The 22,297-nt window shown below is 57.2% G+C and carries 31 protein-coding genes; 28 read left to right on the forward strand and 3 right to left on the reverse strand.

The genetic code is table 11. From position 1 onward, the window contains the following. Positions 1-120: 120 nt before the first annotated feature. The 3 genes from DL519_RS37805 to DL519_RS50550 form a co-directional block, all read right to left on the reverse strand. Complete coding sequence (locus DL519_RS37805) at positions 121-633, reverse strand: hypothetical protein (protein ID WP_190821978.1); 513 nt, start codon at positions 631-633, stop codon at positions 121-123. A 942-nt stretch (positions 634-1,575) separates the two neighbouring features. Next, complete coding sequence (locus DL519_RS37810; RefSeq protein ID WP_190821980.1) at positions 1,576-1,896, reverse strand: hypothetical protein; 321 nt, start codon at positions 1,894-1,896, stop codon at positions 1,576-1,578. 79 nt (positions 1,897-1,975) lie between these two features. Beyond that, positions 1,976-2,278, reverse strand: a complete 303-nt coding sequence (locus DL519_RS50550) for an HNH endonuclease (protein ID WP_190821982.1) — start codon at positions 2,276-2,278, stop codon at positions 1,976-1,978. 502 nt (positions 2,279-2,780) lie between these two features. On the opposite strand from DL519_RS50550, the gene DL519_RS37820 reads away from it, so the two are divergent. The 28 genes from DL519_RS37820 (at position 2,781) to DL519_RS37955 (ending at position 22,278) form a co-directional block, all read left to right on the forward strand. Next, positions 2,781-3,038, forward strand: coding sequence for a hypothetical protein (locus DL519_RS37820; RefSeq protein WP_190821984.1), 258 nt, complete (start codon positions 2,781-2,783; stop codon positions 3,036-3,038). 29 nt (positions 3,039-3,067) lie between these two features. Continuing rightward, positions 3,068-3,358 carry a hypothetical protein gene (locus DL519_RS37825; RefSeq protein ID WP_190821986.1) on the forward strand — a complete coding sequence of 97 codons (291 nt, stop codon included), beginning with the start codon at positions 3,068-3,070 and terminating at the stop codon, positions 3,356-3,358. A 1,219-nt stretch (positions 3,359-4,577) separates the two neighbouring features. Next, a complete protein-coding gene (locus DL519_RS37830; protein ID WP_190821988.1) occupies positions 4,578-4,748 on the forward strand; it encodes a hypothetical protein in 171 nt (56 codons plus the stop codon). A gap of 334 nt (positions 4,749-5,082) precedes the next feature. Then, on the forward strand, positions 5,083-5,997 hold the full coding sequence (locus tag DL519_RS37835; RefSeq protein WP_190821990.1) for an AAA family ATPase: 915 nt from the start codon (positions 5,083-5,085) through the stop codon (positions 5,995-5,997). After that, entirely contained in the window at positions 5,957-6,907 is a 951-nt protein-coding gene (locus tag DL519_RS37840) for a DUF7192 family protein (protein WP_190821992.1), read from the forward strand. Before DL519_RS37835 ends, DL519_RS37840 begins: the two co-directional genes overlap by 41 nt. 69 nt (positions 6,908-6,976) lie before the next feature. Next, the gene (locus DL519_RS37845; protein WP_190821994.1) at positions 6,977-7,183 is read left to right on the forward strand and encodes a hypothetical protein; all 207 of its coding nucleotides are present in this window, start codon (positions 6,977-6,979) and stop codon (positions 7,181-7,183) included. A gap of 77 nt (positions 7,184-7,260) precedes the next feature. Further along, on the forward strand, positions 7,261-7,851 hold the full coding sequence (locus DL519_RS37850) for a hypothetical protein (RefSeq protein ID WP_190821996.1): 591 nt from the start codon (positions 7,261-7,263) through the stop codon (positions 7,849-7,851). Positions 7,852-8,468: 617 nt separating this feature from the next. Continuing rightward, positions 8,469-8,846 (forward strand): hypothetical protein, encoded by a 378-nt coding sequence (locus DL519_RS37855; protein ID WP_190821998.1) that lies wholly within the window; start codon positions 8,469-8,471, stop codon positions 8,844-8,846. Positions 8,847-9,122: 276 nt separating this feature from the next. Then, a complete protein-coding gene (locus tag DL519_RS37860) occupies positions 9,123-9,665 on the forward strand; it encodes an XRE family transcriptional regulator (RefSeq protein ID WP_190822000.1) in 543 nt (180 codons plus the stop codon). Positions 9,666-10,066: 401 nt separating this feature from the next. After that, positions 10,067-10,855 carry a RecB family exonuclease gene (locus DL519_RS37865; RefSeq protein ID WP_190822002.1) on the forward strand — a complete coding sequence of 263 codons (789 nt, stop codon included), beginning with the start codon at positions 10,067-10,069 and terminating at the stop codon, positions 10,853-10,855. A gap of 24 nt (positions 10,856-10,879) precedes the next feature. Then, positions 10,880-11,650, forward strand: a complete 771-nt coding sequence (locus DL519_RS37870; RefSeq protein WP_190822004.1) for a hypothetical protein — start codon at positions 10,880-10,882, stop codon at positions 11,648-11,650. A 94-nt stretch (positions 11,651-11,744) separates the two neighbouring features. Beyond that, on the forward strand, positions 11,745-12,512 hold the full coding sequence (locus DL519_RS37875; protein WP_190822006.1) for a DUF7275 domain-containing protein: 768 nt from the start codon (positions 11,745-11,747) through the stop codon (positions 12,510-12,512). A gap of 1 nt (position 12,513) precedes the next feature. Further along, the gene (locus DL519_RS37880; RefSeq protein WP_190822008.1) at positions 12,514-12,831 is read left to right on the forward strand and encodes a hypothetical protein; all 318 of its coding nucleotides are present in this window, start codon (positions 12,514-12,516) and stop codon (positions 12,829-12,831) included. A gap of 13 nt (positions 12,832-12,844) precedes the next feature. After that, positions 12,845-13,231: a hypothetical protein gene (locus DL519_RS37885; RefSeq protein WP_190822010.1), complete on the forward strand. Its 387-nt coding sequence runs from the start codon at positions 12,845-12,847 to the stop codon at positions 13,229-13,231. Between the two features lie 441 nt (positions 13,232-13,672). Then, positions 13,673-15,433: an AAA family ATPase gene (locus DL519_RS37890; protein ID WP_190822012.1), complete on the forward strand. Its 1,761-nt coding sequence runs from the start codon at positions 13,673-13,675 to the stop codon at positions 15,431-15,433. Then, the gene (locus tag DL519_RS50555; RefSeq protein WP_223840009.1) at positions 15,369-15,839 is read left to right on the forward strand and encodes an endonuclease VII domain-containing protein; all 471 of its coding nucleotides are present in this window, start codon (positions 15,369-15,371) and stop codon (positions 15,837-15,839) included. Before DL519_RS37890 ends, DL519_RS50555 begins: the two co-directional genes overlap by 65 nt. A gap of 13 nt (positions 15,840-15,852) precedes the next feature. Continuing rightward, positions 15,853-16,194, forward strand: a complete 342-nt coding sequence (locus DL519_RS37900) for a hypothetical protein (RefSeq protein WP_190822016.1) — start codon at positions 15,853-15,855, stop codon at positions 16,192-16,194. A gap of 25 nt (positions 16,195-16,219) precedes the next feature. Beyond that, positions 16,220-16,585 carry a DUF7574 domain-containing protein gene (locus DL519_RS37905; RefSeq protein WP_190822018.1) on the forward strand — a complete coding sequence of 122 codons (366 nt, stop codon included), beginning with the start codon at positions 16,220-16,222 and terminating at the stop codon, positions 16,583-16,585. A 74-nt stretch (positions 16,586-16,659) separates the two neighbouring features. Beyond that, positions 16,660-16,815, forward strand: a complete 156-nt coding sequence (locus tag DL519_RS37910) for a hypothetical protein (RefSeq protein ID WP_190822019.1) — start codon at positions 16,660-16,662, stop codon at positions 16,813-16,815. Positions 16,816-16,850: 35 nt separating this feature from the next. Continuing rightward, the gene (locus DL519_RS37915) at positions 16,851-17,063 is read left to right on the forward strand and encodes a hypothetical protein (RefSeq protein ID WP_190822021.1); all 213 of its coding nucleotides are present in this window, start codon (positions 16,851-16,853) and stop codon (positions 17,061-17,063) included. A 151-nt stretch (positions 17,064-17,214) separates the two neighbouring features. Continuing rightward, positions 17,215-17,568, forward strand: a complete 354-nt coding sequence (locus tag DL519_RS37920) for a DUF6378 domain-containing protein (RefSeq protein ID WP_223840010.1) — start codon at positions 17,215-17,217, stop codon at positions 17,566-17,568. Further along, a complete protein-coding gene (locus DL519_RS37925; RefSeq protein ID WP_190822023.1) occupies positions 17,565-17,759 on the forward strand; it encodes a hypothetical protein in 195 nt (64 codons plus the stop codon). Before DL519_RS37920 ends, DL519_RS37925 begins: the two co-directional genes overlap by 4 nt. Next, entirely contained in the window at positions 17,756-18,523 is a 768-nt protein-coding gene (locus tag DL519_RS37930; RefSeq protein ID WP_190822024.1) for a metallophosphoesterase, read from the forward strand. Before DL519_RS37925 ends, DL519_RS37930 begins: the two co-directional genes overlap by 4 nt. Positions 18,524-18,549: 26 nt before the next feature. Next, on the forward strand, positions 18,550-19,182 hold the full coding sequence (locus tag DL519_RS37935; protein ID WP_190822026.1) for a hypothetical protein: 633 nt from the start codon (positions 18,550-18,552) through the stop codon (positions 19,180-19,182). Continuing rightward, on the forward strand, positions 19,175-19,336 hold the full coding sequence (locus DL519_RS37940; protein ID WP_190822028.1) for a hypothetical protein: 162 nt from the start codon (positions 19,175-19,177) through the stop codon (positions 19,334-19,336). The genes DL519_RS37935 and DL519_RS37940 overlap by 8 nt, the downstream gene beginning before the upstream one ends. After that, the gene (gene nrdJ / locus DL519_RS37945) at positions 19,333-21,381 is read left to right on the forward strand and encodes a ribonucleoside-triphosphate reductase, adenosylcobalamin-dependent (RefSeq protein ID WP_190822030.1); all 2,049 of its coding nucleotides are present in this window, start codon (positions 19,333-19,335) and stop codon (positions 21,379-21,381) included. Before DL519_RS37940 ends, nrdJ begins: the two co-directional genes overlap by 4 nt. Positions 21,382-21,442: 61 nt before the next feature. Then, positions 21,443-21,697 carry a hypothetical protein gene (locus tag DL519_RS37950; RefSeq protein WP_190822032.1) on the forward strand — a complete coding sequence of 85 codons (255 nt, stop codon included), beginning with the start codon at positions 21,443-21,445 and terminating at the stop codon, positions 21,695-21,697. A gap of 206 nt (positions 21,698-21,903) precedes the next feature. Then, positions 21,904-22,278, forward strand: a complete 375-nt coding sequence (locus tag DL519_RS37955) for a hypothetical protein (protein ID WP_190822034.1) — start codon at positions 21,904-21,906, stop codon at positions 22,276-22,278. The last annotated feature ends 19 nt before the right edge of the window (positions 22,279-22,297 follow it).

Genomic DNA, 22,297 nt, shown 5'->3' on the forward strand with positions numbered 1-22,297 from the left:
GGGATTTCTGGTTGGTTGTGGGCAGGTCGGGTGCTTGCGACCCCCACCAAAGTGTCCTGACCTGCCGTACGTTGACACCTCCAAGCGGAGGAAGTGGTTGAGCCCGGAGTAGGTGGAAGCTTAGGAAGCAAGCAGGTCTAAAAGGAACCCTGTTGCCACGGTCGCGTACGCAACCCAGCGGATCGGATGCGTGGGGTGATCGTTCCGGAAAATATAGCCGGTAAGCAGCAGGATTAGTTGACCCGTGTACGCCAGGAACGTCACAGGGCCAACGACACTTTGAAGAAGGAGCCAAACAAACACACTCGACAAGCAAAAATTAAATACAGACCAAGCGAATATATCGAATGGATTACCCGCTTCAAGTACGCGCAGATATTCCCCGCTGCGAAGATTCCAAGTGAGCAAAAAGCTGATAGACACCCAAGGGGCCAGGAAGATCAACGATCGCTTCGTCAAATTCAACGACAAGGGTAGATATTTGTGCCGAAACGTCGCAGCATCCGCATGGATACCAGTTGATAAACTCCCGTGTTTTCCCTCGTTGTGATCTTCATTGCTGCCGTGGAAGAACAGTGCCAAACCCTGGGTGAGCATCCAGATGAGAAACCAGCCAAAAAGCAAGCTGATCAAGGATATGGTTAATATGCAACCCACCACAAGAGTGGTTCGAAAGATTAGAGAAGCGTTACTCTCTACGCTGGACGCGATCCCAGGGTACGCTCTGTAGTAGAACAGCAGGAATAATGGTAGCGATAGAAATAGTATAGGGACCGACCGCCGACTCGTGTCCCATCTTAGAGGAATACTTAGCTTCCACCAAGCCTTAGTAGCTCGCCATAGTTTCTTCACTGCATGTTGCGTTGACTCTGCCCACTCGCGTAGTCGTCCTGGACCAATAAGGTCCAGCACAATAACCCCACCGCCCACGAACTGAAGTAGCTTCCCAAGGCGTGCCCAGTAGAGCATCTTCCAGCCGTACATGGTGAAGGCCTCTAGCTTCTGACCGTCCCCCCACCGGCCCACGGCCTCCCAGAAACCCAGGTCAAGGTCCGGCACTTGGGTTGTCACCTCCGTGATCAGGAAGCGACATAGTACCGATCCTTGGTTCTGTCTGATGCCAGTTCAGTGACGTCGACACCGCGCCTGCACCAGCGCGGGGGCGTCCCGTAATCGCCGGCCTGCTGTGCCGACACCCCACGAGGACCAGGGGGCTGCCGCTACGGCGTGCCTGGAACGTCGGTGCAGACCATCAGGCAGAGGCGAGTCGCGGCTAAGGGAGTTCCCTGGGGACCACGTCACACGCTGGTCCGCCAGGAGTTGAGGCCCGACACGGGTAGGAGCTGCGAGGGAAGGAGAGGGGAAACCTCACGCTCGACCGCCCGCGTCGGGAGTCACTGCGCCAAGAGCAGCTGGTACATCTTGGCTACGTTTATGGAGTACTCACCATCTACCGCGGTCACGTAGTCACGACCGTTGATTTCGAGCTCGAACCGATCGCCGGCTAGGTCTTCAGCCTGCCTCGCGACGGCTTCGGTAGGGCTTACTCCCTGCTTCCGGGCCTTCCGGATAGCCCTAGCCACTCTTGCTCCAGCGGGCGTTAGCTGCCTTCCGGGCAGACTCCTCGCGGGACATCGGAACGACTCGTTCGTCTTCCTGGTCCTCGTCGGCCTGGTCCAGGTCCGGCAGCTTCAGCGACTTCCACAGCGCCATAGCTGCCTGGCGGTGCATCCGCAGCTCGGTGAAGATCGGGTTGGCCTGAAGTCCACCGTGGGAAGCTCGAACCAGGAGCTCAGCTTCTTCTGAGGCTGCCTGGAACTTGTCGATCAACGACAGTTCTTGGCAGTAGTCAGCGAGGATAGCTAGCTCGTCCTCGCGGAGTTCGTAGTTTTCCAAGGTGCGCGTCCAAACGCGCTTAGCTCTAGTAGACAAGCCGCTAGGAGCGGCCGGTTTTCTGGCCACTCGTAGCCTCCGGTTATCCTCGCCGGCCTGGGTGTTTGGCTGGCTTCCTGAATCTGGCAGCGCGGAGAGCTGCCTTAGCCTGGTTACCTTCTAAAGCTGACTTCTTAGCATGACAGCTCTTACAAGCTGACTGAAGATTCTCAGGACGATGATCATCGCCCCTGTTCTTGTGGTCTACCTCAGTAGCTCGACGCTCACACCCAAGCCAACTAAGCTGACATAGGTAGTTGTCTCTTTTTAGAGTCGCCGATCTTAAGATCGGCCAATTACTAGGTAGTCTCTTAGAGCGGTTTGAACCGCGCCACTGGTTACTCATGGAGGGTAGCCCTCCCAAAAGGTCGGTCTACCCTTATATATGGCTGACTTTGCTGAAATGCTCGGGTCTGAACCTGGTTTTGTGACGAAGACCACTCTAATGGAGCAGTAGAACCTCGGGCCGGCGGGCCAAAAAGCCCCTTGTATATTCCTTGCGACGCATATAACCTCGCTGGCGCTATACATCCCGATCTGGAGGCCCCGGGAGGGGGCAACCCCCCAGGGGCAGTCCATCTTAAATTCTCAGTCAACCAACACCAACTCTACCCGAGTCCACCTAGCTAGTAAAGTCATCCTCAAGTGCCCTGCGCCACACTGCGAATCCCTAGTCAACTGTGCGCCACGCCTGCATACTCGCGCGCCCGCATACGCGCACTCCAACTAAGGACCTAAGCCCAACCCTAAGCGTGTGCCCCACGCCGCAAGGCCAACACTTGACTAGTTAGGTGACCTGTGGCTTACTGGTCTCAGCACGGAACAGACCCCAAAGCGGAGGCTCCAAAGTGAAGCTCAACAACTTCCCGACCACGATCACGGTCCTCGTTAAGGACTCCGTTTTTGGCGGGTACTTTTTCGACGCCATGGACGGGCTGAACGTGGGACACGCTCTGTGGCGCGCTAGGGACAACTGGGGCGAAAGGACGATCTTGGCAGTCTGCGAGGGCGACGTCTTGTCAACCTTTGAGAGCAACCCCCTGGCGACGTACACCGCCGAGAAAGCACTTTCGATCGTGCGCAAGATCCGCGCTGCCATCGCTTGACTAGTTAGGTTCAGAGAACGGAGATCCCGATGCAGGCCACGCTGAACGTTCAGCAGTTCGAGCGCATGACCGACGGCTACCGGGGGCAGTTCGACACCAAGGGTACGACCTGGTCTTGGGGGCAGTATGAGGACGGGGAACTCTGGGCCGAGTGCATCGAAACGGATGAACTACTCGACAGGGAACGCCTGCTCTTGGAAAGCGTCTCGGGGGCCGATCTCCGTACTCTGTTCTCTGCCGTCGCTAAGCTTGTAGGCGCTAAGTGGGCTGATGTCCTGATCACTGACGACTACGGCAAGACCAAACGCGTCAAGCTCTGACAACCACATACCTATGCCCCCGGTTTCCGACCGGGGGCTTTCTTGTGTTTGCCGTCAGCCTGCCTAAGGCCGTCATTTCGCCTCTGTCGTTTCCGGGGTCACAGCTACCCGGAATGACTCTGTGTCAGCGAGAGGACCCTTTCGGGCCCGGGAATCGGCATCTCTGCATGTCTTGCCCTAGTGGGAATCACCAGGAATCCAGGTCACTAGTCCATTGGGGTGACTGCGGACCCCATGGCTTGACTTGTTAGGGGGACCGTGGTTGTATTTGACGTGTCAGGCCGAGAGGCCAGGCGGACAAGTCCAGAACAGAGGCAGCGACCAGGGCCAAAACAAGTCGGTCTGATAAACTACTTGAATACGGCTGGCTGATCACCTAATCTACTGGCACGGGCGCAAGCCCACCTGACAACTCCAAATGATCCGGGTAGCGGTCCAAAGCGCTGAGACCATAGCGAGCTAGCAGAGCAAAACGGCCCGGAACAAGCGAAGTTGACAAAGCAAGACCGAATGCGCTAGCTTGAAAACACAACCCCAGAACACCAAGCGGGGACCGAAACCCCATCGCTTGACTAGTTAGGGAAAACCCGCTAGGCTGGAGACCAGCAAACATCGAAGCTTGAAAGAGAACGGGATGAACCCGCTGGGAAGCGGACTGTCCCTGAATAGAGAGATCCCAGATACGGCGCGAGCCTCGTAGCTAACCGACAACGGGTAGCTTGGGGTGGGGCTAGGGCATAGGAGTCCTAGTTAGGAAGCACGGGCGAGAGAGGCTGAGCCTCTCCGAAACTCGCAAAGGTCTAGGGATACCCCGCGAGGGGAAGGTAGTCGCCAGGCTAGGCAGCCTGCGGGCGAGCGGTAAGCAAGGGACTTAGAGCCCTTGCCGAGTCCGAGTGTCCCGCCTCCGGTTCGATTCCGGCTGGTGACACTACCGGTTACCTAAAGGCTTGGCTTAGGTAGCAGGGGAACCTAAAGATTTGGGCCATGACTTTACTAGTTAGGTGAAGCTATGACTGCAAGGGCACTACGGGACTTGCTCAACAGGGTTGACCTGGCCGACCCGCACGAATTCGCTACCGCTTACGTGCACCACGCCGAATCTCGGTGTGGTGCACGGCTGGCTCCGATACCGGTGGTCGCTGCTGTTCAGCGCTGGCTGAGACTTGGTGTTATCTAAGACTTGACTAGTTAGGTAGTAGCAACCGTTAGGAGATTTGACATGTTCCGCAAGCTCGCTACTGCTATCGCCATTGCTGCCGCTGTGGCCACGGGCGCTTTGACTCTCGCTGTGTTCCAAGCTGAAGAGGATTCGGCGCTGTTCAACTGCCACCTGAGCGGAGATCAGGACTGCGGCGAAGAACCGACCGCACTGGGCTTCGTGAACCTCTGAGCAATAAGCCTTGACCCGTTCAAGCGGTCACCGGATGGCAGCGATCCGGCAAGGCACCTCGTTCACCACTTTCATGCTTGAATTAAGGAGAGACATCGTGCTGGTAAAGCACTCGCAGCGCACGCTGCGCAAGCCTTGCAAGAACTGCGGCGCGATTGACCTGTACTGGGCTCACGACACTGACAAGCCCTACGAAAAGACCTGCACTGAGTGCAATGTCAACGGAGGGTTCGTGCTGATCGACCGCGACGGCAACCGCCACGTGTGCGGGCAGCCTTCACCGAAGCCAACCCCAGAGGCTTCGCCCGAACCTGAACCGAAAGAGGTTTCACCCGTGACCGTTGCCGCTGCCGCTCCGACCCCGGATATCCAGGCTGCGCTGAGCACCTTGGCTAGCGCGTTCGCCTCCCCGGTTGACCGGGCCGAGATCGACGCGATGGTCAAGGAAGCCGTCGCGAACGTCGTGTTCCCGACCCGCACGGTGATCGAGCGCGCTAACGGTGAGACCAAAGAGCTTTCGGGCTCCACGCATCACAAGCTCGCTGACGTCACCACGGCGATCCTGGCGGGCGAGCACGTGCTCATGGTCGGCCCGGCCGGTACGGGTAAGAGCACGATCGCGGAGCAGGCAGCGGAAGCTTTGGGGCTTAAGTCCTACTCGATCAGCCTTAGCCCGCAGACCCCGGCTAGCCAGCTGCTCGGGTACATGCAGGCGACCGGCGACTACGTCCGGTCGCTGTTCCGTGAGGCATACGAGCACGGGGGCGTGTTCCACTTCGACGAGTTCGACAACGGGCACCCGAGTGTGCTCGCAGTGATCAACGGAGCTTTGGCCAACGGTCACATGGCGTTCCCGGATCAAATGGTCAAGCGGCACGCGGACTTTCGGGCGGTCGCCTCCGCGAACACCTACGGCCGGGGGGCGACCAGGGCCTACGTTGGTCGGCAGGCAATCGACGCTGCCACCTTGGACCGGTTCAGCGTGGAAACGATCGAGGTTGACGAGGCTCTGGAGAACGAGCTTTGCCACTCCACGGGTCTTGAGGTGGACCAGGTGGAGCGGGTCCTCGCCTACGTCCGGAAGCTTCGCCGGAACGCCGAGGAACGAGGCATGACCGTGGTGGTCTCTCCGCGTGCCTCTGTCGGCATGTGCCGACTGCTGGCCGCTGGCCGGTCGTGGGAGTCGTCGATCGAGTCGCGGATTCGTCGTGGACTTGGCGATACCGACTGGGCAAAGCTCATCGGATGACGTGATCAAAGTCAGACACGGGCTTAGGCCCCTGTCTGGCTTTGGATACGTGGATCTGAAAGAGAGACTTGGGATGCGAAACATCGTAGAGGGTAAACACTCGCGGCTTGAGTTCGACTCGATCGGGGATCTTCGCAAGACTGCCTCCGAATACCGTAACTTTGGGGTTATCCCTCACATGCTGGCCGAAGATAAGAAGTGGTTCGGCGGCGTTAGGGACTTCGATGAGATCCTAAAGCTTGCTCGCATCGGGTGGGACTCTCAGCTAGAGGACACCCTTAGCGTCGTGGGTGACACGCTAGAAAGCGTTGAACGTGAGTATGACATGCCTACATGGCACGGCTTCTACGACGTGTCAGGCGCAGACGTAGACGTCGCTAGGTACCTCTCTGGTGAACCGGAGAACATGATCAGTTACCTGATGGTTGAGACTCCCAAGGCTGGCCGAGTGATCACCCTCGTTATGAACGTCGGGGCTGGTGCTGGTGTGTCCGCTCAAATCCTGATCGCACGCGGTAAAGCTGTAGTGGCTTTGGTGTGCGCGATCGAGAGTATCGGGCTGCGAACCGAGCTTAAGGCCGAACTCCAGGTAATAGGCGCTAATGGGTTCACCACACACACCGTGGTGACCGTTAAGGAAGCCGGGGAGGACCTAGATCCTGCTTTGGTGATGTTCGCCTACGCTCACCCGGCGTTCTTTCGTGGCCTGATGATCGTGTCTCAGGGCGCGCACCCGGAACGGTTTCACAAGCCTATGAAGATGAATAGTTCGAACGGTGAACCTGTTCGAAAGGCGTGGAAGGGTGAGCTTCCGGAGGAAGCTATCCGGGTCCAGCCGGAAATCGGCACCTCCGCAGCGGAAGCTAAAGAGTTCGTGGTTAAACACCTTAAGAGCCTTGGGATCATCTGAGCCGTATTAGGTGGGGCTGGTACTAGCGACCAGCGTACGCCTTGGCTGTTCGGATTAAGGAGACATCGCATGTGGGTCTATCGCGATCCTGACAATGGGAAGATCTGGCAGGAATGGGATGCGGAGGAGATGCGCGAGCTTTTCCGGAGGTCGGAGGAGCGTGGGTTTTGGCTTGGACAGCCAGTAGTCAAAACCGATGATCCGAACGTGCTGCATGTCTTGCGTGACGATGGGACTGTGCAGGATGCAGTTATCAAGTGGGAGGAAAGGGGTTAAAGCCTCTTGGCTTTGGATTGAGCACGGCTACGGCCGTGCTCGTTCCCTGAATCAAGAGACTTCGAGGAGACATAGCAATGGTTGAGATCGATGTTCACGCACTCGCGCAAGAGATTGCCAAAGAGTTGGGCGATACGTGGAAGCCAGAAATAGGCGCATGGGGGCGAAACCGTGACGCGTTCTTGACCGCAGGTAACGACAAGAGGCTTCACATCGGTCCGGCTAGTCACCGCAAGTCCGATGAGGGGAAGCTGTGCGTAGCAGGCAGACTAGACGCGTTCCCGAACGGGAAAGGCTACCAGGAGCAGCACGAAATCAATGTCTCCCTAAGCAAGGGCGCAGCCCGGATAGCGCGGGACATTGAGCGTCGGTTGCTTCCCGAGTACCTGCCAGCCCTAGACGCTGCGAAGGAACGACAGCGGGAGCACGACGAGCAAGAATCGCTTAGAGAAGCTTTGATTCAAGACCTGATCGCGACACTCGGCGGAAATGCTCGCCGAGTGAGCTGGGGGAACGACAGTGTCACGTATGGGAGCTTTGGCGACCCTGTACGTGCTGACGTTCGAATTCTTAGCGAAACTGTGGAATTCAAGGTAGAGATTCCACGGGATCTCGCACGTCTTTTCTCGGCGGAAATCGCCGCACTGAGCAAGCGTAAGAAGGGTTGAGACCGTGGCGACGACGCTAATGGCGGACACGGCAGATGGAGAGACTCACGAAGTCGCCATCTATGACGACGAGTTCGAGTGCTGGGATTGTGGAGCTACCGGACTGGCTGACGGATACCTACTGGACGAGTCAGGTGCGTCCGCCTGGCACCGATCGCTGTAATGAATCGAGGCATGACAGTGGCCGACATTATTAAGCCTGTAGCTATCTACTTCGCTGGCCTGCTCCTGTTCATCGCAGTAGCCATCGGCCTAGCAGCCGGAGCGGAGGCCCTGTTTGGCCCTCCTACTGGGACGGGTCTAGTCACTCATACAGAGGTCTGTAAGCCATGAGCCTGGCTTACTCCGTGGTCCTGGTGGCGGTCATGACCGCTTGCCTGCTGGCCGGCTTAGGTCCCGCGTTAGGGATCGCGATTCTCGCAGTCTTGAACATCGACCCTCTCGCTAGAAAGGCATGAAAGTATGGTTACATTTCTAGCTCCGGTAGCCCTCCAGATTGGCGGTGTCGCCGAAGTAATCGGCGAGATCGAGTTTGACTCACGGGGCGAGATTGGTAGCGCGATAGCCGAGTTCCTTCGCGCGGCTGCGGACGAGTTCGAGAAGATCGGGGAAGAGGCATGACGATGGGCAAGGTTTCAGCAGAGGACCTAAGCACGATCTTTCTCGGGTCCGGTGCACTCACGTACCCGTGGTACACGCGGGTTGACATCGGGGACACCCAAGATGGCGGCTGGGAGCTGACGTTCGCCGAGTACGACATTGCGCAAGCGGTCGAGGGGGTGGTTGGCGAACACACGGTGTCTGACCTGGACATCATGCGCACGGTGCGCATGATCGCCAGCAAGGAAGGCGAGAGCATCCCGTTCCTGGGCAAGCACACCCGAAAGGAGTGTCAAGCCTTGGTCTCCAAGGGTGCAGACGATGTCGACTTTGACTCGGACATGGCCGACCAGGTGATCCAGGTATCCGCGTTCGGCAAGGTGGTGTACGGCTAAGGCTTAGCCTCAGGGCCGGAGCTAGCTAAGAGGTATGAGCCCGTTGGACTAGCGAGCACGGCCAAGTGGAGGAGGCTTGGCCGTGGTCATAGACCCGCGGACTGCGTACAATGTGACGTGGGCCACACTGTGAAACATCTTCGCAACCAAGACAGATAACGCGACTAGTGAACACGAAGAACAACCATGCAGCAGCGGAGGGTGCATGATTTGACTTGATAGGGCTAGGTCATGCATACTCTCGGTTACTCCCCTGACATGAGAGGCTGCACCCTCATGGGAAACACCCGCGAACCTGTTTGCACGTTTGAAGACATTCTATCGTGGAAGCAGAAGATAAACCCCAAGACTGGAAAACACTACAACGGCAACGAGATAGCAGAGATTTACGGGACTACCCGGCAGAACATCTCGTATATCTGGAGAAAGGAAGAAAATCGCCCCAAAACTGCGCGTGAAAGAGTCATGGAGCACTACCCGTGGAAGCAGGGGGCTCGCTTCCACACCAACTGGCTTAACCTCAAAATGAGGGACCACGCCGAGTTTATGGCGACCGACGGTAAAGGCATGAGTGAGGTTAAGCTCCAGGAACTATTGTGGTTCTACCAGCAGCTAGAGCGGGAAAACGCGGTCGTGGAATTCGACCCGAACATCCCGCCGAGTCGGCCAGACGGCGTTGGGGGCTTCGCTTTGAGACCCCGTAAACCCTCGGATGGCGACCTGATTATCCGAGTCAACAAGTATACGAACCTAACCCCTGAAGGCATGGACCTCTGGATATTCCCGGAGGAAAAGCCGAAAATCAGAGTCACTGAGTGACCAATGAGGGGGGTCGGGAAACCGGCCCCCTTTCTTATTCTTCCAAGCTGAATCAGAGGCTTAATGCACGCGACTCGCAGTACCACCAGACGGACGGAGATTGTACGTTCCGAGCAGTTTCTTGAAGCGTATCTGTGGCAATCGTCATCCGTGCTGGACAAAGCGCTAGAGGTCAATGCCTCTCGAAGAGTTAGAGAAACTAACCCTTTGTATCAGCCGATCTTTGATTACCTCGCTGGGCAGTGCTTTCGCGAGATTGATTGGGAGACGGTAGAGGATGAATGGTGGATAGGTGGGAAGTATACCCGGACTGTGTATACGATCTCCGCCGCTTGTCCCGGTAGGATCTTTGGTCACAATTGCCTGTATGAACGAAAGGGAATGGTAAGGACGGGTAACGGATGGTTGAACATAGGTCAGTAAGCCAATACAACCAATACACGAGATGCCCTTATGCGTATTTCCTTCAAAGGATTGAGCGTGTGTGGGAGCGTCCAGCGGCTTGGTTCCCGCAGGGTACTGCGGTTCACAAGTCCGCCGAGGAATGGGAGAGGTCGGGCCGGAACATGAGCCTGGAAGACGCTCAAGACGTCTTCAGGGACTCCTACGCGGAGTCTGTGGGCGAGTACACCGGGGTCACGCCTAACCTCGACTATTGGTTCGCTAGCGGTCGCTACCGCGGTGAGGCCGACCTTGAGCGGAGGTACGGACTCGGCCTGGAGCAAGTCGATCGGTACGTGGGCTACTACAACGAGACGGCCCCGCAGGAGGTCATCTGGATCACACCAGACGGCGAGCCAGCGATTGAGCTGGAATTCAACGTGGATCTCGATGGTGTCCAGGTCCGAGGCTTCATTGACCAGGTGGTCACTGATCTCGAATCGAACGCTGTACAAGTCCGAGACATCAAGTCGGGTAACAAGCCTGGCGATGACTTCCAGCTAGCGACTTACGCCGTCGCGGTCAACGACAAGTACGGCACCGAGATCACGACTGGCGACTACTGGATGGGTCGGAAGGGTAAGCCTACTAAGTCCTACGAGCTTAGCGACTGGACCAAAGAGAGGCTTACAGAAGAGTTCCACAAGGTCGATGCAGGAATCCGGTCCGGCGACTTCCCCGCCTTCCCGGAGGACTCTAAGTGCCGGTTCTGCACTGTGTCGGCATCCTGCACTTTTTCTATGACTTGACTAGTTAGGTAAGTAAGGAGAGATATGAAGTTCACTGACAACATGGTCCAGCAGTCACAGGACGCTCGGGACCAGGTGATCGGGCTGCTGGAGGAGTCCAAGCGCAAGATGTTCCTTCAGGAAGTCTTGGGCGAGATCCAGTTCATCGGGGATGAGATCCAGAAGTCCGAGCTGGAGCGTGTGCTTGAGATCAGCCGCAGTACGGGCGACCGGTTCGTTAAGGCCAACCGTACCGAGCTGGAGGAGCATGGCTACAGGACCGTGACCAGGGCAGAGCTTGAGAGCCTCGCCCGTGACGCTCCCAAAATCGACCCCAAGGCTCGCAAGATTGCCTTGTTCAGGATCGACTCGGCTCTGTCGTTCGCGATGGTGCTCACCGAGTCCGAGCCGGCGAAGAGGCTTAGGTCTGCCCTGGTCGAGCTTACTAAGGTCGCTACGCCTGAGCAGTTGGTAACCGCGGTCGTGCGGTCGTTGGAGCTGGGAGACTTCAGGAAGACTTGGAGCCTGTTCGTTTCGTTGCCTGGCTTCAACAAGACTGCGGCGGCCAGTATCCACGGAAAGATCCTGCTGGCGGCAACGGGGCTAACGAGCGCGGAGCTTAAGGAGACGCGTCCCCAGATCCGCGAGGGACGAAAGACGACGGCGAGGAACTACCTCACCGATGAAGAGTTGATCGAGGCATCTAGCCTGGAGAAAGGCGTTTACTACGCCTCTATGAATGCCTCTTCTTTCCGTGAGGCACTGATGCTCGGTGAACTGATCGTAGACAACGCTGTCCGTTCTAAGTTGGCTTGACTAGTTAGGTAAGTGAGTTGGAAAGAAGGGTCTTGATGGCGACGGACGAACACACTCGGCGAGTTTTTGGAGAACTGCTTGGCCTGGAGGCTCGATGACTTACCTCGTTATCGGCTCCACCGCGATGCGGGCATACATCCCTGAATGTCGTGAGCCGAAGGATCTGGACGTGTTCACGCAGCTTCCGTTGGATGGTGCGGAGACGTTCTGGCACCCGTCGTTCGAGGAGTGGATTACGCCAGGAACCGCCCGATACGCCACGCTTGACGAGCTTTACACGCTCAAAGTTTCCCATTCCTACTGGGAGCTCAAGAACGGGTCGTGGGACAAGCACATCAACGACGGGATGGCGCTTAAGGCAGCTGGCGCGAGGCTGCTGCTGGATCTACACAAATTGCTCTACAAGGTTTGGGAGGAGAAGCACGGTAAGAAGAAGGTTGACCTTAGCCAAGAGGCAGAAGACTTCTTCTCCGACGCTGTGAAACGGATCTACGAGCACGACAGCATCCATGATTCCGTGGCTTACGGTGACCGGCCGCTGTATGAGTCGGTGCTTAAGGACGGGGCCAGCGTCGATATCGACATGGGCAAGATCCGGGGGCTGCCGTTCGAGGACAAGGTTCGCTTGTACCGCGAGGAGATCTACGCGACGGCGCTTGAGCGCCTGGTGATCCCGAGCGGTTACAAGTGCTCACCGCGTCGGGCGTACTCCTGGGCGCTGCGCCGGACGATTACCAGCCTCACAAAGGGTTGGTCGGCCCGGTTCTTGGTCGAGAACTACGACGTTTTCCGCTCGCCGGATTGCGATTACGTCGCCAGGCACAAGGAAAAGAAGCACAAGTTGTTTCCTCTGGAGGTCTGAAATGAACTGCCGAACGTGTGGACAGGCGATTACGCCAGACTCCGCTGCTGCAATCGAGCATGAGACTGTTGAGAAGATTTCCTGGAACTGGTGGGCAGACTACAAGGTCGGATACCAGCACGGCCGGATCAAACTCGAAGCCAAGAAACTTGAGTTCAATGACTGGCAAGGTTCCGAGTCGGATGTGTGGCTGGTGTTTGAGGTACACGGCCGTTACTTCAAGAAGTACGGCATCGCCGATAGCTACGGCAACGTGAATTGGGGCGGACTGTTTGAAGAAGTCCAGCCTAAGACTAAGACCATTACCGTTTTTGAGTGAGGGAGAAACCTAGATGACTAACCAGTCTGTTCGCGAAATCGAAACCCTTATCCACGACCACGTGATCGTCGTTGAGGGCACGTATTCCGACGGCACCGCATACCGCTACGAAGAGGGCGGTTGGCATTACTGGTTCTACGAGATGAGCTACTCCGATCTTTCCGAGGTTATTGAGGGCCTCGGGGTTGTCTCAGTTATCGAGACCGAAGGCGGTGGAGAAGGTGAGGGTGACCACGTCCACATGGTGTTCCGAGTCGTCTTCGATGACGGCTCGGTGCGTTTCTTCCGAATCGATGGCTATTACCAGTCGTACGACGGTACAGAGATTGACGGGGACCTCTTCGAGGTTCAGCCGGTTGAGCGTCTGGTGACGTTCTACGAGGCGATTGGGGAGAACTGACAATGCCTACTTACACGGTTATTTACGAGACTGACGTTTACCCGGCTCGCCTCCCCGAAGGCGCAAGGGTTGAGGAGAAGTCTCTTCTGCCTTTGCGATTCATCACAGACGGAACCGAGATCAACGTTCAGGAAAGCGTACTCGAAGGGTACAAGGCGTATATCGAAATGCACGGAGCTGCGCACCTGAACGAGAAAGAGACTCGTCAGCTGATTGAAGCTCTCCGCACCTCTCTCGGCGAGGTGGGCAAGCCTCGCAGATACAAGGATCGTTCCGGGGACATTTGGCACGAGAATCCAGACGGAACCTTGTCATGCCCGATTGACCACGACGGGGGCACACTAAATTCGCGGTACTTCCGCAACCGGACGTAGAACACGAATACGGCCCGCTGGTCCTCCGGGAGGACTGATTGCACCTGGATTCGGATAGGAGGGATGATTGACTAGTCGAGTCGAGGCTGTTCAGGATTACCTCGCCCGCGGTTGGATTCCGTTTCTTTACGCTTCGGAGTTCAACCCTGGCGAGAACTGGCAGAACTCAACAGTAGAAAACCTGCACCTGGACGCCGTACGAAACTCCGAGACCCCGATTGCCCTACTGCTTGGCAAAGAGTCGAGGGTCGTGGTTGTGGACATCGACGTCCAGAACGGCGGCAGTGCTGACGCATTGTTCAAGAAGTACGGAGAGGAGATCAAGCAGACCCGAGTCGTTAAGACTCCCTCGGACGGATGGCACCTGTACTTCAAGTATCCGGATGTCGAGGACCTTAAAGGGATCATCGACGCAGGCAAGTGGATAGACGGCATCGGTTCAGGGATTGACTTCCTGGGCGACCGCCGACACGTACAGGCCCCGCCGACTGTGCGGGTCGGGCACCCTAAGAAGAAAAACGGCGCCTACAAGGTCCTGCGGGACGTAGACCCCGGCGACATGCCCGCTAAGCTGCTAGAGGATTGGCTTAGCGTGATTGACAGCCGGCCAGCGGGGACGGCTATTGAGAAAGCCTCGCCGCTTCAGTACAAGCGGCTGCTCGATCTCCATAAAAACAACGTCTCGATGGCTAAGGACGCGTTGCCTGGTTCGCTAGACAACGTGTTCTATGCCAGGCTCGCATCCTCGATGCGCATCGCCCGGATTCTCCCGGACGGCGTGTTGTCCTTCGATGATGTCGAAGACGACTTCCGGGAGATGCCTTACAACGTTAAGGATTTCGGGGGTAAGGCTAAGCGGGCACGAGAGTTCGCCCAGAGCAACCCGTGGGAGGAGCTTTCAGCAGACGAGTTCGAGATCGATATTCCTAGCGGTGTCTCTCCGGAGGACCTGTGGGAGTACCTGATGCAGCTGCGGCGGTCGAGGGTTCAGACCGCCGTAAGGGAGCAGATAGCTAAGGAGAAAGTCGAGAGAGACGCCTCCAAAGTCCCCTTGCCCGACTTCGAGCAAGGGGATTTCTTCCTCAGTCAGCAGATCACCGAAGAGGAGTGGTTGATTAAGGGTCTGTTGCATCACCAGGGCAAGGCGCTTCTGTCTGCCCAGATGAAGGCAGGCAAGTCCACGATGATGCTGGAGATCATTCGAGCCTTGACCTCGGGTGATCCGTTCCTCGGTAAGTTCGACGTGCCCAAGCCCCTCACCGTGGCGTTCTATGACATGGAGCTGGGCCGCCCGATGGCGCATCGATGGCTTAAGGATGTCAAGGGTGCCGACCTAGACCGACTGCACTACGTCTCGATGCTGGGCCGCGGTAACGCGGTGGACATGCGCTCCAAGCAGCTCCGGGAGGCAACCGCGAGGAAGCTCCGGGGTCTGGGTGTCGATGTCCTGATCATCGACCCGGTTAGCCCGGTGCTCTCGGCCCTGGGGCTGAGCGAGAACGACACGGAGTCTGTCCGGCCGTTCTTGGACAGCTTCGACACCTTGGCGGTAGAGGCCGGCTTGTCCGGCGTGATCATCACTGCTCACACCGGGCACGAGAACAAGTCGCGTGCTCGTGGCTCCACGGCGTTCGGCGACTGGCCGACCGCGCTCTGGAACATGCAGAAGGACGGCGAGCACCAGGACGCTCCTCGGTCGTTCGCGGCTTACGGCCGCGACGTCAACGTTCCCCGTGGTGCGCTCGCGTTCCACTCGCAGACGCGTGGTTACACGTTCGAAGGGGGGAACGAGTTTGGGAAGTTCGCGGACTACGAATCGCCGTTGTAAAGACTGCGAGGCAGAAGGCATCGGGACCCGGAGAAACGCCAAGTATCCGGGTCCTCGTTGTGCCACCCATCACCGAGCAACAAAGAAGAAGCGTAAGGACTACTCGCATAAGACCCACGTAGAGGAGACCTATGGAATCACCTACGAGCAGTACTGGGGGATTTATGAAGTGCAGCAGGGTAAGTGTTACATCTGTCGGCGAGCTAACGGCACGAAAAGGAAACTTTCAGTCGACCATGATCATGCCTGCTGCGCAGGCCCTAAGTCCTGCGGTAGATGTGTTCGGGGACTGTTGTGCCGATCATGTAATCGCAACGTTCTTGGACACCTTAGAGACGATCCGCAAGCCTTCCGGCGAGCGATCGACTACCTGACCAATCCACCAGCACGCGCAATACTTGACTAGTTAGGGGAGAGATATGGCTAAGACGACGGTTGAATACAGCTCGAACAACTCGGGCGGCTCCTGGTGGCTGACCGATGACGATTGGAAGAACCTGCAAAAGGCAGGTTGGTTGATCAACTGGTACAAGGGCTCGGGCATTCGGTTCGTTGATCCCGACGGCGAGCGCTTCCTTGGCGCCTTGGCATCGTCAGCTATCCGCGAGGGACTGCCCTTGACCGAGGCGGTTAAGGAATGGAAGCAGATCACAGGGCAGAACGCTTCGGACGTCGGGTGCGAATGCTGCGGTTACCCGCACTGGTTCACCGAGTACTTCGATGGAAACTACGTCGCCTCGTACGACCACTACGACTACTGAGCACTTGACTAGTTAGGGGCGAGAAATGGGATACGGAAACCCGGACCTGTACTACAACCCGGAGAACTTCGGGCTTAGGACCATCGGCGAAGTTGAGTGGTCGGAGCCTTGTTACAGCTTCGACTTGACAGTGGTCTGGTACCACGCTGAAAGCGGCAAGTACTACTGGGCTAGCGACTCTGGTTGCTCGTGCCCGAGTCCGTTTGAGTACTACAACTCGCTGGACAAGGCTGAGTCGGGGAGCGTGTGGCAGGCGATTGCCGAGCTGACGCGTCGGCATGGCGAGCGTCCCGAGGACGAGTACTACGCCGATAACTGGGATTACGCGAACTCGAAGGTTGTTGACCTCTGCGGAAAGCTTATCCAGCTACATCGCAGCTTGTCTAGTTAGGTTCAAATGAACGGTTGGGAAGACGACGAACTGTACGACGACGCTGTTGGCCCTAAGAATCCACGGAGGCAGTGATGAAGTTTGACGACTTCTTCTCGATCCTGTTTTTCGTGACGATGGCGATTGTATTCCTGTGGTGGATCAACTGGATTATCGGTCTGGTTGTTACCGGTCTGCTGGTACTGGGATCTATCGGATACGTGATCTGGCGCTACAGGGACGAGTGGTAGTTCGCTAAGGAATATCTTAAGGAGAGGGTTAGCTAATGCTGGTTAACAAAGTAACGGTGATTACTCCGGACTCGTTCAACGAGTTTCAGTCGGAGCTCAATGTCCCTATTGAGATAGATAAGGGTCACCTCTTTGTCACGGTGGTCAAGGGAGAAGAAATCCCCGAGTACAAGATCTATGCACCTGGCCAGTGGAGCACGGTGCACGTGGAGCTCACTGAGATTGGGGAGAATTCCTTTGGGGTCTAGGACGGTCTACCAGGATGACGACGGCGACCTGTGGTACGAGAATCCGAATGGCAATTTCCAGCTGTGGTACACGGCCGACGTTCGATGGTCGACCCTCTACGACAACATACCCATTTGCCAGATCAGGAGTGATCACGGGCCACTGGTTCTGATGACGGAGAACGATCTCGGCATGCTTGAAGAGGCGGCAGTTGACTCAACTCCGCGTTCGGGTCTGCTCCGGGAGGCTGAGCGGCTGATCACGGGAGACCGGAACGTCACCCACGGCGAGCCAACCGCGAACTTCCGAGACATCGCGGAATTGTGGACCACGCTACTTAGCCACAAGCTAGCTCCTGGACAGCGAATCACCTCGGGCGATACCGCGATGCTGATGGTTGCTCTCAAGCTCGCTCGAATGCGAGCTAAGCCGACTCGGGATCACTGGGTTGACATCGCGGGCTATGCCGCGTGCGGATTCGAGACAGACGTTGCCGAAGGACGAATTAAGGAGAGTGCGGAATGACTCGTTGGGAAATGCTTGAGGCTCTGTCCCGCCAGGGCGAAGGATCGTTTGATCCTGATTTTGATGGGTGGGTTAGCTGGCACGTCATGCTGGCTAACGGGGATTTCGTTCTTAGCGTGTCGTTCATCGATGACAACACTGGCGACACCTTCGATTACGAGTGGGTTCTTAACCCGAAGGAGGGCGAGTGAGTAAGTCCTACGTCGTCATTAGCGACACGCAATGCCCCTACGAGGACAAGAAGGCGATGGCTGCGGTCATTCGTTTCATCGGCGAGTACCAGCCGGACGAAGTGGTTCACATCGGTGACGTAGTGGACTTCCCGCAGCCATCCCGCTGGAACAAGGACACTAAGGGCGAGTTCGAAGGGTCCGTGTTCAAAGACGTCGAGTACACCGTGAAGAACCTTATTGCTCCACTCCGAGCTATCTACGGTGGAGACATCGGGTTCTTGGAGGGCAACCACGACCTCCGGCCGCGTGAGTACCTGGCGAAGTATGCTCCGGCCCTGGCGGAGTCGCACGCATTCGATATGGATGTGCTGCTGAATTACGAAGAGTACGAGATCCGGAAGCTCCCGGACTTCTACAACTTCGCTCCAGGCTGGCTGATGACGCATGGACACCTTGGTAAGATCCCGCTGACTCAGAACGCGGGCGCTACGGCGCTTGGAGCGGCTAAGAAGTTCAGTTCGAGCGTAATCATGGGCCACACTCACCGGCTAGGTATCGGCCACTTCAGCACCGGTTATGGAGGTGCCGTGAGTCAGACACTTACGGGAATGGAAGTCGGGAACCTGATGGACATGAAGCAGGCCGGGTACCTCAAGGGCGGTGCGGCTAACTGGCAGCAAGGATTCGGCCTGGTGCACGTGGACGGTAAGCACGTCCAGGCGACCCCGATTCGAATCAGTGGCCGGCGGTTCGTTGTCGATGGCGTTACTTACAACGTCTAACAATTGACTAGTTAGGGAGGTGGAAGTTGGACAACGAGATTCACGAGACGCTTAAGAAGGCGGTTAAGACCGCTGCAATCGTCACTGCTGACGAGTGGAGCGGGGTCATTGAATCCGTCGACGTAGAGCAGGAACTCTGGCTTAAGTTGCTGGAGTCTCCTAACTCCGCAAGCAAGCTCGCCGAGATGAACGAGGCAGCTCGAAAGAAGTCCCTGCTAAGGATGGGTAAGCAGATCGCAGCAGTGGAGAGTTCGAGCTACGAGCTGTTCAGCGACCAGGTGCATTACTCGACGGATGAAGTTCGAGAAATGCTGGAGGCAGGTGCCCTGGTCGGGGAAGGGTTCAATTCCGACGACGAGCGCATAGACTTCGAGATTGCAATCGAAGTGGTTCGAGACGGCAACCCGCAGTACATCGAGTACCTGTGGGGGTATTACGAGCTGGACGAGTTCAGCCTCCATTCATCTACGAACAAGGAACGTCTTGGTCGAGCGGTTCGGAAGCTAACCGACCACATGAACAACACGACCAAGATTAGGAACGAGCGCTACGACGGGCCTGGTTCCCGTGAGGCAATGTCCAACGCAAGGGCTATCGGCCTTTCCGGAACAACCTGGGATGGACCGAAGCGAGCTAAGGAGGCACACAGCAATGGGTAATGAAGACTACGGAATCAGCTCTCTTGCCGCTGATGCAATCGCTATCCACGATATCTACAAGTCATTTGTGATCGCCGGTTTTAACGAGGACCAGGCATTCAAGATGGTGCAGACGATTGTTAGCTCGCAGATCATGGGAGGTTCCGCCCAGTGACGGAGTTTGGGCCTACCGGCCAGCTTGTGTACGAGCGAACCTACTCCCGGACTAAGCCGGACGGGACTAAGGAAACCTGGCCTGAGACGGTTGCCCGAGTCGTTGACGGCAACCTGGCGCTGGTGCCTGAGCGCCACAAGCTCCCGGACGAGCGTGAGCGACTGGTGGAGCTGATGGAGCGGTTCGCCGTCCTGCCAGCCGGCCGTCACCTGTGGGCTAGCGGTGTTCGGGGTCGGCAGTACTTGTTCAACTGCCACGTCTCGGGGTGGGGTGAAAACCCTTGGGACCACTTCGAGTTCACCTTCCTCCGGCTCATGGAGGGCGGTGGAGTCGGAGCTAACTACAGCAACCGCTACCTGGAGCAGTATCCGGCGGTTCATCCGGGCGGATTTCAGGTGCACATCGTGTGCGACCCGAACCACCAGGACTACGAGAAGCTGTTGGATGCTGGCGTGCTCTCCGCGGACTACGACGCGATCTGGGAGGGTTCGCACGACGTAGAAGACAGCCGTGAGGGCTGGGCGGCAGCCCTCACAGATCTACTTGGGACCTACTACCGAGACGCCAAGAACGGCAACCGGGTCTTCGACGTCAGCAGGGTTCGATCCGAGGGGAGTCGGCTTAAGACCTTCGGCGGCTGGGCGAGCGGGCCGCTGCCTCTGGCAGTGATGCTGCACGAGGTTGCCGAGGTCATGAACCGGCACTCTGGTTACAAGCTCTCGGGCATCGGCGCGATGGAGATCGACCACGCGATTGCTAAGTGTGTCGTGTCTGGCGGTAATCGCCGGTCGGCTCGGATGGCAATCATGCACTGGGATGATCCGCAGATATTCGAGTTCCTGAGCTGCAAGTCCGACACGGATAAGCACTGGACGACGAACATCAGCGTGGAGGTCGATGACGAGTTCTGGACGGCCCTTAATCGAGTGAATGAGGTGGTTAAGAACGACCCGAACAACGCGGTTAATGTCAAGACTTACAACATACTAGTAGCTATCGCTGAAGGGATGCTGGCTAACGGAGAACCGGGGTTCTGGGACTCCAGCCTCTCGAACAGCGGTGAGCCTAACGAGGTAATCGCTACCAACCCGTGTGGTGAGATCGCTTTGGAGCCATGGGAGAACTGCAACCTAGGCCATGTCAACCTGGCGGCATTCGTCGATGATCGCGGCTTGATTGAATACGACGAGTTGTCCGACGCTCACGAGCTGATGACTCGGTTCCTCATGAGGGCGACCTACGGTGACGTTAACGACTCTAAGCAGTCTGAAACGTTGGCTCGTAACCGACGTATCGGTGTCGGCCATCTTGGGGTTGCCAGCTTCCTAGCTATGACTGACATCAAGTATTCGGAAGCTCCGAGTGACCGATTTTTCACCGGGCTACTGAGGGATCTTGCCAGCCGGGTGGATTTTGCTGCCGAGGAGTACGCCCACGAGCTAAGGATTCCGGTTCCGGTTAAGAAGCGAACGGTTGCTCCGACCGGAACGATCGCCAAAATGCCTGGAGTCAGTGAAGGCATTCACCCGATTTTCTCCAAGTACTTCATCCGTCGAGTTCGGTTCAGCGATGTTGACCCTGATCAGTTCCAGATGGCTGCGAGTTACGCAGCGCAGGGCTACAAGGTCGAGCCGTGCCAATACGCGCCTGCTACCACGGTTGTTGAGATCCCCACTAAGGACTCTCTGATGGCTGAGGTCGAGGCTCGGTTTGGTTCAGATGCTGAGGACATCGTTGAGTCTGCTGCTGACCTAAGTCTGGAACAGATGCTTGAGTTCCAGGCGATGTATCAGGCGTACTGGGCGGACAACGCCGTGTCTTACACGGCGAACGTTGATCCGGGAAAGTACCAGGTCTACAAGCTGGCGGGCACGTTGTCGAGTTTCGGAGGGCGTCTTAAGGGTGCAACCGTATTCCCGGAGATGTCGCGCCCGCAGGCTCCTTACGAGCGGATCTCGAAGGAGCAATACGAAGAGTTCGAAGCCAAGCAAATCAGCGATGGCATTGATGAAGACTGCGCAACCGGTGCTTGCCCGGTTCGCTGATTAGGAGGAAACAGATATGTCACCTGATCCGTTCCTTGACACCCCGGAGCCTGAGGAAACCATGACCGAGTCAACCAATGGCAGTACTGGACCCGTGTTCGAGCAGAAGGACAATTGGGTTTCCTTTACCTTCAACTCTGCCCCCGGATACGACCGAATCGGCGCTACGGTTCACGGTGAGCCTGGGTTCGTGGCGAAGGTGTTCGCCGTCAAGGACTTCAACGGCAAGGTCAGCTCGCTCATGAAGCAGGCCGTGGAGATCGACAAGTACTTTAAGAAGCAGTACGGGGAGACGGCGACGCCGGGAAAAGACTAGCCCCCGGACAACCGCCGGGCAGCGTAGAGCCCCCGAAGTGGGCCGGGGAACCGCCGGAATGCGAGCACGGTAAGAAGCGTGCTTACCAGTCGGTCATGAGAAAAGACGGATCGGTCGGACATCTCTTTGAGTGCGTAGCCGTCCAATACCCGGATACGGGGCAGTGCCCCGCCGAGTGGATTAACAAACCTAAGGAGCAGAAGTAAATGGCATACGAAGAAATCAGCGGCAACGGCGGTAACAACGAAAACCGGGAGTTCGTCTCCGCAAAGATCGGGGCTACGTTCGAGGGTGTCTTCCAGGGGATGAGTCGTCGACTCCCGTCCCAGTTTGGCGGCGAGTTCCGCGTGGTTAGCCTGGACCTGGTGGACGGTCGGAAGGTTGCTTTGTCGGCAGGCAAGATCCTCCTTGAGCGACTTGAGGATGCGGACCTGGAGCAGGGCGACCGGGTCAAGATCGTAGTGGAGTCGGCTCAGTCGAAACAGGGGCGGAAGTACGCGCTGCCTCGGGTTTACGTGGATCGGTCCGGTAGCCAGGTTGCTACCTCGCGGCCGGCGGCGGACGACGAGCCGCCGTTCTGATAGCTTGACTAGTTAGGCT

This window comes from Saccharopolyspora pogona, assembly GCF_014697215.1.
GTDB classification, from domain to species: domain Bacteria; phylum Actinomycetota; class Actinomycetes; order Mycobacteriales; family Pseudonocardiaceae; genus Saccharopolyspora; species Saccharopolyspora hattusasensis.